Genomic DNA, 15,672 nt, shown 5'->3' on the forward strand with positions numbered 1-15,672 from the left:
CGACGACTCGAGCCGGCCTCTTAGGTATCGCTTCAGTTCTTCTTGCTGCCTGCGGCTTCTTCTTCGTCGTCGGCCAGCAGGTCGAGCGGCATCGCCGGGCTGCCGGACAGCGTCGCCAGCATCTGGCGGACGTTGGTCAGCTGCGCGTTGATGCTGTCGCGACGCTGGGTCGCGGCGGCGAGCTCACGCTCGGACTCGGCGCGGATGCGCTCGGCCTTGTCCTTCGCGGCGGCGACGATCTCCTGGGCCTGCCGGTTGGCGTCGGCCAGCTGCTGCTGCGACAACCGCTCGGCCTCCGAACGCGACCTGTCGGCCTCCCGCTGCACCTGGGCGGCGCGGTCGGTGACGGCGGCCAGCTGCTGCTCGGCCAGCGCGGTGCGAGCAGCGAACTCCTGCTCGACCTTGCCCCGGCGCTCGGCCAGGGTGGTCTCGAAGGCGGCCGCGGCCTGAGCGGACTTGGCCCGCTCCTGCTCGTACAGCGCCTGGGCCTCGCTGCGGCGCGCGGTGGCGTCGCGCTCGGCCTCGTCGCGCATGTCGTCGGCCTGGGTCCGGGCCTCTTCGAGGATCCGGGCGGCCTCGGCGTCGACCTCGCTCTTCCAGTCCAGGGAGTACTGCTCGGCCTCCTTGCGGACCTTCTTCGCGTGCGCCTCACCGTCGGCGACGATCGCCTCCGCATCGGTGCGGGCGCGGGTCACCAGGTCACGGGCCTCGTCGTCGGCCAGCGACAGGATCTTCGCGACGCGCTCACCGAACTCGGTGAAGGTGGGCGTGCGGTCCTTGGAGTCCTCCTGGGCGGAGATGACGGCCGCTTCCGCTGCGTCCGTGCGGGACTGCAGCTCCTGCACATGACGCTGCAGCTGCTCCGACTGCTGCTGCAGCGCAGTCAGAGAGGTGGTCAGCTCACGGATGTGCTGGTCCACCTGGGCAGGCTCGTAGCCACGCAGAACGGTACGGAACGGGGTTGGGCTTTCACTGCTCATGTTTTCCGATGCTCACTTCGATGGGTGGGTGGATCACACATTGTCACTGACGAGGATCTGACTGTCACGTCCTCATCCTGATTCCCCCGTGGAACCCTCACTGGAGGACATTCCACCACCTGGGCGGAACCCCGGTACAGCGAGTGCCTCGATCACACCCGAAAGCTGGGTGAGCTCCTTGGTGATCTCATCACGGCGCTGGTTCAACGCCGCGACCCTCGCCTCGGCTTCGGCGAGAAGTTTTCGGGCCTGTGCGCGCAGACTATCGGCGTGGTCGCGCGCCTGCGCCTCGAGCTGCTGGGCTTCGCCCCGCGACCTGCGGATCAGCTCGTGCGACTGACGCTGTGCCTCGGCCAGGTCGTTGGCCGCGCGCTCGCGCAGATGCTGGGTCGCGGCCTCTGCCTCGGCCTCACGACGGTTGGCCCGCTCGATGATCTCGCGGGCGTCGTTCGCGGCCGCGGCCTTCAGCCGGTCGGCCCGGGCCTGCGCCTGGGCGGTGACCTTCTCGGCCTCCTGCTTGGCGGCGGCCAGCGTCGCCTCGGCCTGCTCGCCGGCGGAGTACAGCGTCGTCTCGGCGAGCGCGGTGAGCTCGGCGTTCTCCTTGGCGATCGCGTCCTGGGTCTGCTTCAGGCGGCTGGTCGAGCGGCCGACGACGCGGCGCAGATGCGCACGCTTGCGCCGCATCAGCTCGGTCGCGTCGGCGGCGGCCGCGGCGCGGATCGCCTCCGCTTCCTTCTCCGCGGCGCCGATCAGGTCGTCGACGGTCTTCTTGCTCCACAGCGTCTGCTTCTCGGCCTCGGCCATCGCCGCCTCGGCCGCCTTGTTCGCGTCCTCGACGATCCGCTGCGCCTCGGCGGACGCGGTCCGCCGGTCGGCTTCGATCGAGTCGACGACGAGCTTGGCCTGGGCCCTCGCGTCGGCCATCAGCCGCTCGTTACCGGCCTCGGCCTCGGCCTTGCGCTCGGCGATCTCGGCGACGGCCTCGGCCCGCAGCTTGTCGATCTCCAGCGAGATCGCGGCCAGCTTGGCCCGCTCGGTCTCCTCCAGCTCCGCGGTACGGCGCTCGAGCTCGGTCCGGTTCTCGCCGCGCAGCCGCTCGATCTCGGCATGCGCCTCGCCGATCTCGCGACGGGCCTTCTCCCGGGCCGCCTCGACCTCGCGCTCGACCGCGGCCCGCAGCTCGGCCGCCTCGGACTCGGCCCGGGCGATCAGGGCGGCCTCGTTGCGCGCGGCGGCCTGCGATACCAGCCCGGCCTGCTCGCCGGCGTCGGAGACCAGTTGCTGCGCTTCCTTGCCGGCCCGCTCGACGGTGGCCTGCGCCGACTCCCGGGCGAGCTGGGCCTCTTCGAGCAGCTCGTCGGCCTCTTCCTTCAGCCGAGCTGCTTCGCTCTCGGCAGCCGCGATCCGGCGCTGCGCAGCGGCCTGCGACTCGGCCCGCAACTGGTCGGCGCTCGCCTGGCTCTCCAGCTGCAGCTTCTCGGCCGCTGCCTCCGACTCGGACCGGCGCTTCGCGACCTCGTCGGCGACGGCGGCGCGGAGCTGCTCGGCGGCAGACTTCGACTCGGTCTTCAACCGCTCCGCGAACGCGGTGGCCTCGGACCGGACCCGCTCGGCTTCGGCGTTCGCATCGGTGGTCAGCTTGTCGGCCCCGGCGGCGGCATCCTGTCGGACCCGATCGGCTTCGGCGGTGGACTCGGCGCGCAGCCGGTCGGCGGCTTCCTCGGCCTCGGAGCGGATCCGCTCGGCCTCGGCCTCGGAGTCCGTACGGAGTTGCTCGGCGGCCCGCTCCGCGTCGTTCAGGACCCGCTGGGCGGCCGTCATCGCGTCGGTCCGGAGCTTCCGGGCGGCGGCCTCGGCCTCGGCCTTCAGGCGCTCGCTCTCGGCGCGGATCCGGGTGGCCTCTTCGCGGGCCAGGTCGTTCTCGTGCTCGGCCTGCTCGCGCAACGTGTCGGCGATCCGCTGGGCCCGCTCGAGCACGCCACCGGCCTGCCGCACGCCAAAGGAACCGGTGTCAGCGACCGGTTCCTGGGTCAGGGGCAGACGCGGAGCGTCCATGCGACGAGATGATTCCATCCCCGGCCCCCTTTCCGACAGTCCGGGTCCGAACAGCGTGCTCACAGGGTTACAACGCGGTAGACAGGCGGTAGGTAACTGCTTCATCAGCAGTTGCGCGATCTTCCCATCGATACGTTGGCGGGCGCGACCCACTCCCGTATCGAACTGGTCACGCTCCGCAGGACGATACGACCAATCAGTAGCCTCCGCGCAAATCGAGCGTGTCGCCGGACATGCAGAAGGCCCCGCCGGAGCGGGGCCTTCTGGGTTGGCGTTTGTTACGAGTCCTGGACGCCGGAAGCCGGACCGGTGCCGCCGCCGGCGGTCAGGTCGGTCAGCTCCAGGTCGGACGCCGAGGACTTCTCGTTGCCCTTGAAGGTGAAGAACTCGGTCACGCCGTCGTCGTTGACCTTGCCCTCCGGGATCGCGTCGACCAGGACGATCTGGCCGGGACGCAGTTCCCCGAACAGGATCTTCTCGGCCAGCACGTCCTCGATGTCACGCTGCAGAGCGCGACGCAACGGACGGGCGCCCAGCACCGGGTCGAAACCACGCTCGGCGGCCAGCTTCTTGGCTGCCGGGGTGAGCTCGATCCCCATGTCCTTGTCCTTCAGCCGCTGCTCGATCTGAGCCACCATCAGGTCCACGATCCGGACGATGTCGTCCATCGTGTGCTGGTGGAAGACCACGATCTCGTCGACACGGTTCAGGAACTCGGGCCGGAAATGCTGCTTGAGCTCCTCGGTGACCTTCGCCTTCATCTTCTCGTACGAGCCGCTGACGTCGTTCGCCTGGGAGAAGCCGAGGCTCACCGACTTGGCGATGTCCTTGGTGCCCAGGTTCGTGGTCATGATGATCACGGTGTTCTTGAAGTCGACCACGCGGCCCTGGGCGTCGGTCAGACGACCCTCGTCCAGGATCTGCAGCAACGAGTTGAAGATATCCGGGTGGGCCTTCTCCACCTCGTCGAACAGCACCACGGAGAACGGCTTGCGGCGGACCTTCTCGGTCAGCTGGCCACCCTCTTCGTAGCCGACGTACCCGGGAGGCGAACCGAACAGCCGGGAGGCCGTGTGCTTCTCCGAGTACTCCGACATGTCGAGGCTGATCAGCGCGTTCTCGTCGCCGAACAGGAACTCGGTCAGTGCCTTCGACAGCTCGGTCTTACCGACACCGGACGGGCCGGCGAAGATGAACGAGCCGCTCGGGCGACGCGGGTCCTTCAGCCCGGCGCGGGTCCGCCGGATCGAACGGGACAGCGCCTTGACCGCGTCCTCCTGGCCGATGTAGCGCTTGTGGAGTTCCTTCTCCATGTCGAGCAGCCGGGACGACTCTTCCTCGGTCAGCTTGAACACGGGGATGCCCGTCGCGGTGCTCAGCACCTCGGCGATCAGCTCCTCGTCGACCTCGGCGACGACATCCATGTCGCCGGCCTTCCACTGCTTCTCCCGCTCGGACTTCGCGTTGATGAGCTTCTTCTCGTCGTCACGCAGCCGCGCGGCGCGCTCGAAGTCCTGCGCGTCGATCGCCGACTCCTTCTCCCGGCGAACGGTCGCGATCTTCTCGTCGAACTCGCGCAGGTCCGGCGGAGCCGTCATCCGGCGGATCCGCAACCGGGCCCCGGCCTCGTCGATCAGGTCGATCGCCTTGTCCGGCAGGAACCGGTCCGAGATGTAGCGGTCGGCCATCTGCGCGGCGTTCACCAGCGCGGCATCGGTGATCGTCACCCGGTGGTGCGCCTCGTACCGGTCGCGGAGGCCCTTGAGGATCTCGATCGTGTGGGCGATCGAGGGCTCGGCCACCTGGATCGGCTGGAACCGGCGCTCGAGCGCGGCGTCCTTCTCGACGTACTTGCGGTACTCGTCGAGGGTGGTCGCGCCGATCGTCTGCAGCTCACCACGGGCGAGCATCGGCTTCAGGATGCTCGCGGCGTCGATCGCGCCCTCGGCCGCGCCGGCCCCGACGAGGGTGTGGATCTCGTCGATGAACAGCACGATGTCGCCGCGGGTGCGGATCTCCTTGAGCACCTTCTTCAGGCGTTCCTCGAAGTCACCGCGGTAGCGCGAACCGGCTACCAGGGCGCCCAGGTCGAGGGAGTAGATCTGCTTGTCCTTCAGCGTCTCCGGGACGTCACCACGGACGATCTGCTGGGCCAGACCTTCCACGATGGCGGTCTTGCCGACACCCGGCTCACCGATCAGGACAGGGTTGTTCTTGGTCCGCCGGGACAGCACCTGCATGACCCGCTCGATCTCGGTCTCGCGCCCGATCACCGGGTCGAGCTTCGCCTCACGAGCGGACTGGGTGTAGTTCCGGCCGAACTGGTCGAGCACCAGGGAGCTGCTGGGGGCGCCCTCGGTGGGCGCGCCGGCAGTCGAGGTCTCCTTGCCCTGGTAACCGCTCAGCAGCTGGATGACCTGCTGCCGGACCTTGTTCAGGTCCGCACCGAGCTTGACCAGGACCTGCGCGGCGACACCCTCACCCTCGCGGATGAGGCCGAGCAGGATGTGCTCGGTGCCGATGTAGTTGTGGCCCAGCTGCAGGGCCTCGCGCAGGGAGAGCTCCAGCACCTTCTTGGCGCGGGGGGTGAACGGGATGTGCCCGCTCGGGGCCTGCTGCCCCTGGCCGATGATCTCCTCGACCTGGGAACGAACGGCCTCGAGCGAGATACCCAGGCTCTCGAGAGCCTTGGCGGCGACCCCTTCACCCTCGTGGATCAGGCCGAGCAGGATGTGCTCGGTCCCGATGTAGTTGTGGCTGAGCATCCTGGCCTCTTCCTGAGCCAGGACGACTACCCGACGGGCGCGGTCCGTAAATCGTTCAAACATCGCCAAAGCGCTCCTTGCCTCAGAGGAGTCGGACGTGCCGTGGTGGCCGACCCCCGTACATGCATGCTAGTCCCCGGTGCCGACAGGCTCGCTCTCGGCGAACATCCGATCACGCGTCCGTCGACTTCCCGGGTGGCATCACAAGGGGACAACCGCACTGATCACCAGCGTGTTCCCGCGTGGACCCGATCAGACAGCATGTTCGCCACCAGCGAATTTCCCCAACTAGCTGCCCGGTCAGTCATCAGCCCCGACACGCCGTGTCCCACTCTGTGAAACAACCGGAATGCGGACGGTCCCGGCGCCCAATGAAGGGGGCCGGGACCGGCGGTCCGGAAAAGTTACTTGGCTTCGTTGTACGCCGCGCGCACCTCGGCGGAGATCCGGCCCCGCTCGCTGACCTCGTAGCCGTTCTCCTTGGCCCAGGCCCGGATGTCGGCGGAGTCCGACGCCGAGCGGCCGCGGCCCCGCGTGCGGCCCGCGCCACCGCGGCGGCCGGAGACCCGGCGCCCCGAGCCGACATAGGCGGCCAGTGCGTCACGCAGTTTCGCGGCGTTCTTCTTGGACAGGTCGATCTCGTACGTCGTTCCGTCCAGCCCGAAGGTGACGGTCTCGTCGGCCTTACCGCCGTCGAGATCGTCCTCGAGAACCACCTGAACCCTTTGCGCCATCGATGACAACCTTTCCGCGCCCGCCATCGGGCACAATCCCCCTGCCGAATTGTTTGCACCTGATTTGTACCGCACAAACCGGGTTCGTGTCATTCATCGACGCCGCGCAGCGATCGTAACTATGAGTATTCAACCCGTCCGAAACCGGCTGGACCAGAATCAATTGACCCCGGATTTGCCGAACGAGTCCGTTGTGCTATGCAACGATCTGCGGGGGGATTCGGAGCGTCATTCCGGCCGCAGCAACGGGAAGAGAATCGTCTCCCGGATACCGGTCCCGGTGAGAAGCATCACCAAGCGGTCCAGGCCCATCCCCATGCCACCGGCCGGCGGCATCCCGAATTCCATCGCCCGGAGGAAGTCCTCGTCCAGCTCCATCGCTTCCGGATCGCCGGCCGCGGCCAGCAACGACTGCGACACCAGGCGATCGCGCTGGATCACCGGGTCGTTCAGCTCGGAGTACGCCACCCCGAGCTCGACCCCGTTGAAGAACAGGTCCCAGGCCTCGACCAGGCCCGGAATTTCCCGGTGCGGCTTGGCCAGCGGCCGCGCCGACTCCGGATAGTCGCGGACAAAGGTGGGCTGGATCAGCGTGTGCTCGCAGAGCTTCTCGAACAAGTCGACCGCGATCTCACCGGCATTCCGGCCCGGCTGCAGCTCGACGTCGTGCTGCTCGGCCAACTTGGTCAGAGTGGCCAGGTCGGTGGTCACGTCGACGCTCTCGCCGACGGCTTCGGAGAGCAACCCGAAAAGCGTCGCGTGCTGGAACGGCTGCTCGATGTCGATCGTCGAACCGTCGCGCCCAGTGATCGTCGTACGACCGATCGCACGGCCCGCGTTCCGGATCAGCTCCTGGATGAGTTCGGCCATCGAGTCGTAATCGCCGTACGCCTGATAGGCCTCGATCATCGAGAATTCCGCCGAGTGGGTGGAGTCCAGCCCCTCGTTGCGGAACGTGCGGCCGATCTCGTAGACCCGGTCGACGCCGCCGATCATCGCGCGCTTGAGATCGAGCTCGAGCGCGATCCGCAGCTTCATCTCCTGGTCGAACGCGTTCAGGTGGGTGCTGAACGGACGGGCCGCGGCGCCGCCGTTGGTCAGCTGCAGCACCGGCGTCTCGACCTCGACGAAGCCGTGCTCGTCGTACGTCGCGCGCAGCGACTTCAGCACGGCCGCCTTCGCGCGGACCATCTCGCGGGCCTCGGGCCGGACGATCAGGTCGACGTACCGCATCCGGACGCGGGCCTCTTCGCTGAGCGGCTTGTGCTCGTTCGGCAGCGGGCGCAGCGTCTTGGCGGCCATCTGCCACGCGGTCACCTGCACCGACAGCTCACCGCGCCGGCTGGTGATCACCTCACCCTGAACAGCCAGCAGGTCGCCGATGTCGACGAGCTGCTTGAACCGGGCCAGCTCCTCCTCGCCCAGGTCGGCCAGCGACAGCATCACCTGCAGCTCGGTCCCGTCGCCCTCCCGGAGCCGGACGAAACACAGCTTGCCGGTGTTGCGCAGGAAGATCACCCGGCCGACCACCGAGACCTGCTCCCCGGTCCGGGTGTCGGGCGCCAGGTCCTGGCCGTCGTACTTCGCCCGCAGGTCCTTCAGCAGGTGCGTCCGCGGTACCGAGATCGGGTACGGCGGGACGCCTTCGGCCAGCAAACGGTCACGCTTCTCCCGGCGAACCCGCATCTGCTCGGGCAGGTCATCCTGTCCGCTGTCGGGGTTCACCGGGTCCACGTGCGTATCAGTCATGGCTTAAGGCTAGTGACTGACCGCCTCCAGCTCCGAATCCTTTGTTCCGTCCTCGACCCTGGCGAGGAGCACGCCGACCGCCACCGAGGCCACCGCGCACGCCACCCCGCCGGTCACGAACGTCCCGCGGGGACCGAGCAGCGCACCCGCCAGACCGCCCAGCAACATGGCCAGGATGCTGAAGGACCGGACCGTCCCGTTCAGGGCGGCGATCACCGAGCCGCGGACCGCCTCGGCCGAGCGCATCACAAGGAGCGCACTGGTCGCCGCGTTCAGCAACCCGCTACCGACGCCGATCGCGGTGGCCCCGATCATCAGTGTCACGAAGTTCCCGGCCAGGCCCATCAGCACGCTGGACCCGCCGATCGCAGCCATTCCGGCGACGACCGCCATGGACCGCGCCCGGTCGTCACGCAGCCGGCCGCTGTACCAGGCGCCGAGGATGGCACCGGCGCCGGTCGCCGCGCCTGCTGCGCCGTACAAGCCCGGGCCGAGGCCGAGCTCGCCGGTGATCAGGAAGACCTCCACGACATTCACCGCTTCACCGGCAACCACGAACACCCAGAGCGCCGGCACCAGGATCCGCAGTACGTCGTCGCCGAAGATGGCTCGCAGCCCGGCCGACACCCCGCCACGCTGGTCGGCGGTGGCCGGCTCCGGGCGGCGGCGGGTCTGGACCAGCCGGGCGACGAGGACGAGGACCAGGAAGGTCCCGGCGTCGACGAGCAGCGCACCACGCGTCCCGGCGGCACCGACCAGCACCCCGCCGGCCGCCGAGCCTGCCAGCGTCGCGACGCCGATCAGGGCCTGACTCGTCCCGGTGGTCCGGCCAACGAGTTCCTCGCCGACGATCCGCGGAATCAACGCTCCCCACGCAGGACCGGCGACGGCCTGTCCTACTTGGAGGACGCAGACCAGGAGCAGCGTGTGGACCAGGTCGTGCACGAAGGCGAGGCCGACACCGGCCACGACCTGCAGCAGACCCGACCAGACCAGGACCGTGCGGGAATCGAACCCGTCCACGATCCGCCCGGCGAACGGGATCATCGCGACCGTCGGCACGGCGAACGCGAGCAGCAGGGCCGTGATCGCGGCCGGGCCGTGGCCGTCGGACACGCGCAGCATCAACGCGATCAGGGCGATCGAGTCACCTGCGTAGGAGAGCGCACGGGCCGGCAGCACCAGGCGGATGTCGCGGTGCGACCAGATCGAAGTCTGAAGGGTTTGCTTCATAGATGTGAAGTTAATGCTTCATATTCCGATTCGTCAAGGGGTTCGCTACGCTGACGTCGTGGCCAAGCAGAAGCCCGTCGTGGTGATCTCCGATCCGCAGGCGATCCGCGCCCTGGCCCACCCGGCCCGGCAGCGGGTGATCGACGAGCTCTACAACGGCAAGGTGCTGACCGCGACCGAGTGCGCCGAGATCGCCGGCCTCACGCCGTCCGCGATGAGCTACCACCTGCGGGCGCTGGAGAAGTGGGGCATCATCGAGCGCGCCGAGGAGTCCGCAGACGGCCGGGAGCGGCCGTGGCGGTCGAAGGCCGCGAGTCTCCGGATCGACTCCACCAGCGCGGGAGCAGGGCGGCTGGCGGGCCACGCGATCATGCGCACCGCGATGAACGGCGTCCTCGAGCAGTTCCAGGACCTGTCCGAGGACGACCCGTGGGACGACGTCAGCACGCTGAGCCGGTCCCGGTTGTGGCTGACCCATGAGGAGGCCGTCCGCTTCAGCAAGGAGCTGAACGACGTGGTCGACCGCTTCAAGAAGAAGCGCACCCAGACCGACCACCCGGCCGGCGCCCGGCAGATCAGTTCGCTGTACGCCGTCGTACCGATCGACAAGGCGCCCGAAGAGAGCTGAACCGTTAGCTACACAACGACGTATCCAGGAGTACCTTCGAACTAGAGGTACTTGTGATGCAGTCCTGGGTGCTATGGGTGATCGTCGCCGCCGTCCTCGGCACGGCTGAGTTGATGGCAGCGACCTTCGACCTGCTCCTGCTCGCCATCGCGGCGCTCGCCGCGGGTGCGATCGCCGGGATCGGGCTCGGGATCGGCTTCCAGGTACTCGCCTTCGCAGTCACGGCCGCCACGCTGGCAATCCTGGTCCGGCCGGTGGCACGCCGGCATCTGACCGGGCACCCGCATCTGCGCACCGGGGTGGCCGCCCTGATCGGACGGGAGGCCGTGGTGCTCGCTCCGTGCGACCGCGACGCCGGCCGCGTCCGGATCGGCGGGGAGGAGTGGAGCGCCCGTTCGTACGACCCCGACCTGCACATCCCCGCGGGCACCCGGGTCGACGTTTTCGCCATCGAGGGGGCCACCGCCCTCGTCCACCCTCAGGAGGAGCCATGGCCGAACTGATCATCGGAATCGTCGTCGCACTGCTCGCGGTCGTGCTGGTACTGCGGACCGTCCGGATCGTCCCGCAGGCACGGGCGAGCAACGTCGAGCGCCTCGGCCGGTACCTGCGCACGCTGGAGCCCGGACTGAACGTCGTGATCCCGTTCGTCGACCGCCCCCGGCAGCTGATCGATCTGCGCGAGCAGGTGATCTCGTTCGAGCCGCGCTCGGTGATCACCGAGGACAACCTGGTCGTCGACATCGACACAGTGCTCTATGTGCAGGTCACCGATCCCCGCGCGGCGGCGTACGAGATCGCCAACTTCGAGCAGGCGATCGAGCAGCTCACCGTCACCACACTGCGCAACGTGATCGGCAGCCTGGACCTCGAGAAGGTGCTGACGTCCCGCGAGCACATCAATTCCCAGCTCCGCGGCGTACTGGACGAGGCGTCCGGCAAATGGGGCATCCGGGTGAACCGGGTCGAGCTGAAGGCGATCGACCCGCCGCCGTCGATCAAGGAGTCGATGGAGAAGCAGATGCGGGCGGACCGGGAGAAGCGGGCCGCGATCCTCACGGCAGAGGGCGTGCGGCAGTCCCGGATCCTGACCGCCGAGGGCGAGCGGCAGGCGGCGATCCTGCGGGCCGAGGGCCAGGCGAAGGCGATCGACACGGTGTTCGAGGCGATCCACCGCAACGACCCGGATCCCAAGCTGCTCGCGTACCAGTACCTGCAGATGCTCCCCGAACTCGCCAAGGGCCCCGGCAACACGTTCTGGGTCATCCCGTCCGAGGTCACCACCGCACTGCAGAACGTCACCAAGGCGTTCAGCGGGGAGCCGGCGCCCCCGGCGATCCCGTCGGAGAACGGCCACAACCCTGAAATCCCCCGGGCATAGTTGCCCCGTCACCAAACCGGTTGTCGCTCGATGTCACTATGGGCACATGGGGGAACCTCTGTTGCTCGCGCAGGCGATCGCCATCCCGACCGGGGTGGCGGTCCTCGCTTACCTGGTGGTCGGACTCGTCATCGGCATCGAGAGCATCGGTGTGCCGCTGCCGGGTGAGACCACCCTGGTGGCGGCCGCGCTGCTCGCCTCACAGCACCATCTGCGGATCGAGTTCGTGATCCTGGCGGCGGCCACCGGCGCCATCATCGGCGACTCGATCGGGTACTTCGTCGGCCGCAAGGCGGGCCGCCGGTTGTTCGAACGGCTCGGCCGGCGGTTCCACCACTTCTCCGAGGACCGGATCGCCCGCGCCGAGAAGTACTTCCACAAGTACGGCGTCTGGACGGTGTTCTTCGGGCGGTTCGTCGCCCTGCTGCGGATCTTCGCGGGCCCGATGGCCGGCATGCTGCGGATGCACTACCCGCGCTTCCTGGCCGCCAACGCCGCCGGCGGTATCGCCTGGTCGGTCACCATCGGCGTCGTCGCCTACAAGGTCGGCGACAACGCCGACAAGATCTTCGGCCGGGTGTCGCTGTGGGCGCTGGCCGGGATCGCGGTCGTCGTGGTGACGCTGTACGTCGTCCACAAGGTCCGCACGCGGCGCAAGCACACCGACGTACTGGAGCCGGCTCCGGCCGAGTCAGCGGACGTGTAGCTGCAGGCCCGGGGTGGTGACACCCTGCATCGGACGGCCGAACATCATCGCGCCCGGGACCACGAACCGGTAGACGAAGTCGCCCGGCTGCCCGGCCTTGAACGCCAGTGCGGTCTGCCCCTGGCGCATCGCCATCGCCTTGAGGTTCGCCCAGGTGCGGGTCTGCCGGTTCCAGGCCTGCAGCATGACGACCGTGTTCAGGGCCGGCTTGACCGTCGCCGAGATGGTCACCATCGAGCCGGCTTTCTTGGCCGTGTCCCCACCGGCGAACCCGGCCGACGCGAGCCGGACGACACTCTTCGTGTACGCCGGTTTGCTGGTCGAGGTCCCGGTGATCATGCCGGCCTTCGTGTACACCGGCACGGTGATCTTGTACGGCCGGCTCCCGGTGGTCGGCACGCCGATGTCGTAGTACCCGCCGGCCGTCGTGGCACCACGCGCCGCCGGGGTCCACCGCGAGCCCGGCGTGACCTGCGTGAGGACCACGATCGGCACCCCGGCCGGTGTCGCCCGTTGACTCGTGCACGGGCTGTCCAGGTCACAGCCGACCTGGTGCAGGATGACCCGCCCGCGGACCCGGATCGGCACGCTGAACTGCGCCAGCGGTGGCACCGCTCCGCTGATCGAGCTGGTCAGGCCGAGGACCTGCCCACCGATCCGCGTGCTCCACTCGTTCGTCGTCCGGAGCTGGAAGGCGTACGGCGGCTTGATGCTCTTGATCACCTGCCGGTTCGACGTCGTCGCCGGGCCGATCACCTTCAGCAGCTGACCGGGCCGTCCGACCATCGGCACGTACCGCTGCGTCTTCGTGCCCTTGACGTCCAGCGGGTCGTTCGGGGTGAAGTCCTGCGGCGCGACCGGCACCGACCATCTGATCAGCACCCCGCGCCCTTGCGGAGCCACCGCGGCCGCGCTCGGCCGCACCGGGCCGTCGGTGTCGAACACCGGCGACTTGGCGAGCTTGCTGGTCACGCCGCCCTGCGAGGTCCCGGTCGCCACTGCGACCTTGTAGTTCCCGTCTGGCGGGAACGCCGAGGTCGGGATCTCCCAGTGGTTCGGGTCACCGGCCGGGATGTACTTCACGTACGACGGGCTCTCGCTCAGCACACCCTCGATCGTGATCCGGTTCGGCTGGTTGGTGTCCTTCCAGGTCACCAGCACCGCCGCCCGGCCCTTGGGCGCCCAGGCCACCGCCACATCGCTCGGCGCCGGATCCGAGGCACACGCGGTCAGCGAGGTCGCACCCACGACCACTGCCAGCGCCACGGCGAGCATCCGCCGCACTCGAACCACCTCGTCTCAGCTGCCTCACTGTGCCAGTGTCACGACCGACCGGTGAACCATACCCAGTCCGCGGTACCCAATCCGCACGGCCGTTGCCGGATCGGTATCACGCTCCTACCGTGAGAGGAGCCACAGAGGGGGGAACACGATGGCGTTCATCGACACACCGACGGAACCGGAGTTCTTCGAGGCGAACCGGGCACCGGCCGGGCACGTGCCCAACTTCGTCCGGACCTTCGCCGCACGCCCAGCCGTCTACGACGCCTGGAAGCAACTGAACGGCGCGATCAAGGAGTCCATGGACCTGCGCCGCTACGAACTGGCCACGCTGGCCGCCGCGACCGCGCTGAAGTCGAGCTACTGCAGCCTCGCCCACGGGCAGGTGCTGGCCGACAAGTTCTACACAGCCGAGGAGGTGGCGGCACTCGTCGACGAGCCGCCGAACAACCCGGTCGACGAGGCAGTGATGGCCTTCGCGCGGAAGGTCGCGCTGGGAGCCGACACGGTCACCCAGGCAGACGTCGACGGACTGAAAGCGGTCGGCCTGACCGATGCCGACGTACTCGACGTTGCCCTGGCCGCCGCAGCGCGTGCGTTCTTCTCCAAGACGTTGGACGCCACCGGCACGCAGCCCGACTCGGTCTTCAACAACCTGCCCGACACCCTCCGCACGGCGCTGACCGTCGGCCGCCCGATCTACTCGGGGTGATTGTTCGGTCCGCCGCCGAGGTGGAACTTCGTGCTGACACCGTTGTACATGAGGTGCGTGATCAGGCCCTGTGACGCGTGCGGCAGGTTGTGGCAGTGGTCCATCCAGATGCCCGGGTTGTTCGCGACGAAGGCCACCTCGTAGGTCTCCTTGTCCTCGACGTTGAGGGAGTCCGTCCACCACGGGCTCCCGGTCGCCTTCACCCCGTTCCGACCGAGTACGACGAGGTGATGGCCGTGCAGGTGCATCGGATGGACCTGACCCGACGTGTTCTTGATCGTCATCCGGACGATGTCGCCCTCGCTCACCACGAACATCGGCACGTCCGGGTACTGGTGGCCGTTGATCGTCCACCACCGCAGCCCGGGCTTCCCGTCGAAGAAGCCGATCGTCCGGCCGATGTCGTACCGGAACACCCGGGTCGCCCTCGCCGGATCGAACCCGATCGCCTTCGTTGACCCGTACGTCAGCAGATCCACCCGGTCCTTCGGCTCGGTCCCGCTCGGCGCGTCACCGTTCCCGATCACCAGCGTCGTCGGTCCGCCGCCGAGTGCGATGCGCACCGGCTGGTTCGTGCGGATCTCCAGATCGACCCGCCCGCCGGCCGTCACGAGCACCTTCTTCCCGCTCACCTCGGTCGGCGCGTTGACGTCGGTCCCGTCGACCGCGACCACCTTGTACGGCGCGCCGTCGACCCAGATCGCCATCGGCCCGTTGTCGGTGTTGATCAACCGCACGCGTGCCGTCGGTCCCGGTGCCTTCACCCGCCGTTCGCCGTACTCGCCGTTGACGGTGCGGACCTTGTCGTAGGTGTGCACGACGGCGATCACGTCATCCGCTGCGGGCTGGACGATCAGCACGCCGTACAAACCCTTCTGCACCTGCTCGTGCGCGATCTGGTGCGAGTGGTACCAGTACGTGCCGACGTCCTTCGCCACGAAGCGGTACACGTACGACTGCCCCGGGCGGACGGCGTCCTGGGTGACACCCGCGACACCGTCCTCGGCATTCGGTACGTCGACACCGTGCCAGTGCAGCGTGATCCCGTCGGCCACGTTGTCGTTGTGCAACGTGACCTGGATCAGATCGCCTTGTTTTGCGACGATCCGCGGCCCGGGCGACGTGTGGTTCAGCGTGTAGCCGTCCGTCTGACCCCGGCCGGGAATGTCGAAGCGCTCCTTGCGGGCGACCAGATCCACCGCGACATCGGGCTTCTGCTCGGGCGGTCCGGTCAGTTCGCTGACGTCGACGCCGTGATGCAGATGCTCCGACACCGGGCCGCCGCCGAAGTCGGCGTACCCCATCGACATCGGCGACAGGTCGTTCGGGACCAGGCTGCGGGTCCAGAAGAACACGATCGGGGTCAGTACGACGATTGTCGCGAGCAACGCGATCAGAACCCGGCGCGGCGGCGGCCGCAGCTTCACGGCCGCCGCCCGTCAGTTGCC

The 15,672-nt window shown here is 68.4% G+C and carries 13 protein-coding genes; 5 read left to right on the forward strand and 8 right to left on the reverse strand.

All coding sequences use genetic code 11. From position 1 onward, the window contains the following. Positions 1 to 32 precede the first annotated feature (32 nt). The 6 genes from EV653_RS35240 to EV653_RS35265 form a co-directional block, all read right to left on the reverse strand. Positions 33 to 980 (reverse strand): DivIVA domain-containing protein, encoded by a 948-nt coding sequence (locus tag EV653_RS35240; RefSeq protein WP_134109795.1) that lies wholly within the window; start codon positions 978 to 980, stop codon positions 33 to 35. A gap of 72 nt (positions 981 to 1,052) precedes the next feature. After that, positions 1,053 to 3,035 carry a kinetoplast-associated-like protein gene (locus EV653_RS35245; RefSeq protein ID WP_134109797.1) on the reverse strand — a complete coding sequence of 661 codons (1,983 nt, stop codon included), beginning with the start codon at positions 3,033 to 3,035 and terminating at the stop codon, positions 1,053 to 1,055. 278 nt (positions 3,036 to 3,313) lie between these two features. After that, complete coding sequence (locus EV653_RS35250) at positions 3,314 to 5,863, reverse strand: ATP-dependent Clp protease ATP-binding subunit (RefSeq protein ID WP_134109799.1); 2,550 nt, start codon at positions 5,861 to 5,863, stop codon at positions 3,314 to 3,316. 341 nt (positions 5,864 to 6,204) lie between these two features. Continuing rightward, positions 6,205 to 6,534 carry a histone-like nucleoid-structuring protein Lsr2 gene (locus EV653_RS35255; RefSeq protein WP_134109801.1) on the reverse strand — a complete coding sequence of 110 codons (330 nt, stop codon included), beginning with the start codon at positions 6,532 to 6,534 and terminating at the stop codon, positions 6,205 to 6,207. 228 nt (positions 6,535 to 6,762) lie between these two features. Further along, positions 6,763 to 8,283, reverse strand: coding sequence for a lysine--tRNA ligase (gene lysS, locus EV653_RS35260; RefSeq protein ID WP_134109803.1), 1,521 nt, complete (start codon positions 8,281 to 8,283; stop codon positions 6,763 to 6,765). A gap of 9 nt (positions 8,284 to 8,292) precedes the next feature. Then, a complete protein-coding gene (locus EV653_RS35265; protein WP_134109805.1) occupies positions 8,293 to 9,516 on the reverse strand; it encodes an MFS transporter in 1,224 nt (407 codons plus the stop codon). Positions 9,517 to 9,574: 58 nt separating this feature from the next. On the opposite strand from EV653_RS35265, the gene EV653_RS35270 reads away from it, so the two are divergent. Genes EV653_RS35270 through EV653_RS35285 form a run of 4 tightly spaced genes read left to right on the forward strand, consistent with a single transcriptional unit; the run spans position 9,575 to position 12,231 of the window. Further along, on the forward strand, positions 9,575 to 10,144 hold the full coding sequence (locus EV653_RS35270; protein ID WP_202871981.1) for a helix-turn-helix domain-containing protein: 570 nt from the start codon (positions 9,575 to 9,577) through the stop codon (positions 10,142 to 10,144). 56 nt (positions 10,145 to 10,200) lie between these two features. Beyond that, complete coding sequence (locus EV653_RS35275; protein WP_134109809.1) at positions 10,201 to 10,647, forward strand: NfeD family protein; 447 nt, start codon at positions 10,201 to 10,203, stop codon at positions 10,645 to 10,647. Further along, the gene (locus EV653_RS35280) at positions 10,635 to 11,525 is read left to right on the forward strand and encodes an SPFH domain-containing protein (RefSeq protein ID WP_238160665.1); all 891 of its coding nucleotides are present in this window, start codon (positions 10,635 to 10,637) and stop codon (positions 11,523 to 11,525) included. The genes EV653_RS35275 and EV653_RS35280 overlap by 13 nt, the downstream gene beginning before the upstream one ends. 46 nt (positions 11,526 to 11,571) lie before the next feature. After that, positions 11,572 to 12,231, forward strand: a complete 660-nt coding sequence (locus tag EV653_RS35285) for a DedA family protein (RefSeq protein ID WP_134109811.1) — start codon at positions 11,572 to 11,574, stop codon at positions 12,229 to 12,231. Here EV653_RS35285 and EV653_RS35290 read toward each other — a convergent pair. Beyond that, positions 12,217 to 13,506, reverse strand: a complete 1,290-nt coding sequence (locus tag EV653_RS35290) for a hypothetical protein (protein ID WP_238160725.1) — start codon at positions 13,504 to 13,506, stop codon at positions 12,217 to 12,219. The two genes, EV653_RS35285 and EV653_RS35290, sit on opposite strands and share 15 nt — an antisense overlap. A gap of 157 nt (positions 13,507 to 13,663) precedes the next feature. On the opposite strand from EV653_RS35290, the gene EV653_RS35295 reads away from it, so the two are divergent. Then, entirely contained in the window at positions 13,664 to 14,224 is a 561-nt protein-coding gene (locus EV653_RS35295) for a carboxymuconolactone decarboxylase family protein (protein WP_134109814.1), read from the forward strand. Here the strand turns inward: EV653_RS35295 and EV653_RS35300 are convergent. Next, positions 14,212 to 15,651, reverse strand: a complete 1,440-nt coding sequence (locus EV653_RS35300) for a multicopper oxidase family protein (protein WP_238160666.1) — start codon at positions 15,649 to 15,651, stop codon at positions 14,212 to 14,214. The two genes, EV653_RS35295 and EV653_RS35300, sit on opposite strands and share 13 nt — an antisense overlap. Positions 15,652 to 15,672: the final 21 nt, after the last annotated feature.

Origin of the sequence: Kribbella pratensis, from assembly GCF_004365355.1 — a bacterium.
In the GTDB taxonomy this organism is placed as follows: domain Bacteria; phylum Actinomycetota; class Actinomycetes; order Propionibacteriales; family Kribbellaceae; genus Kribbella.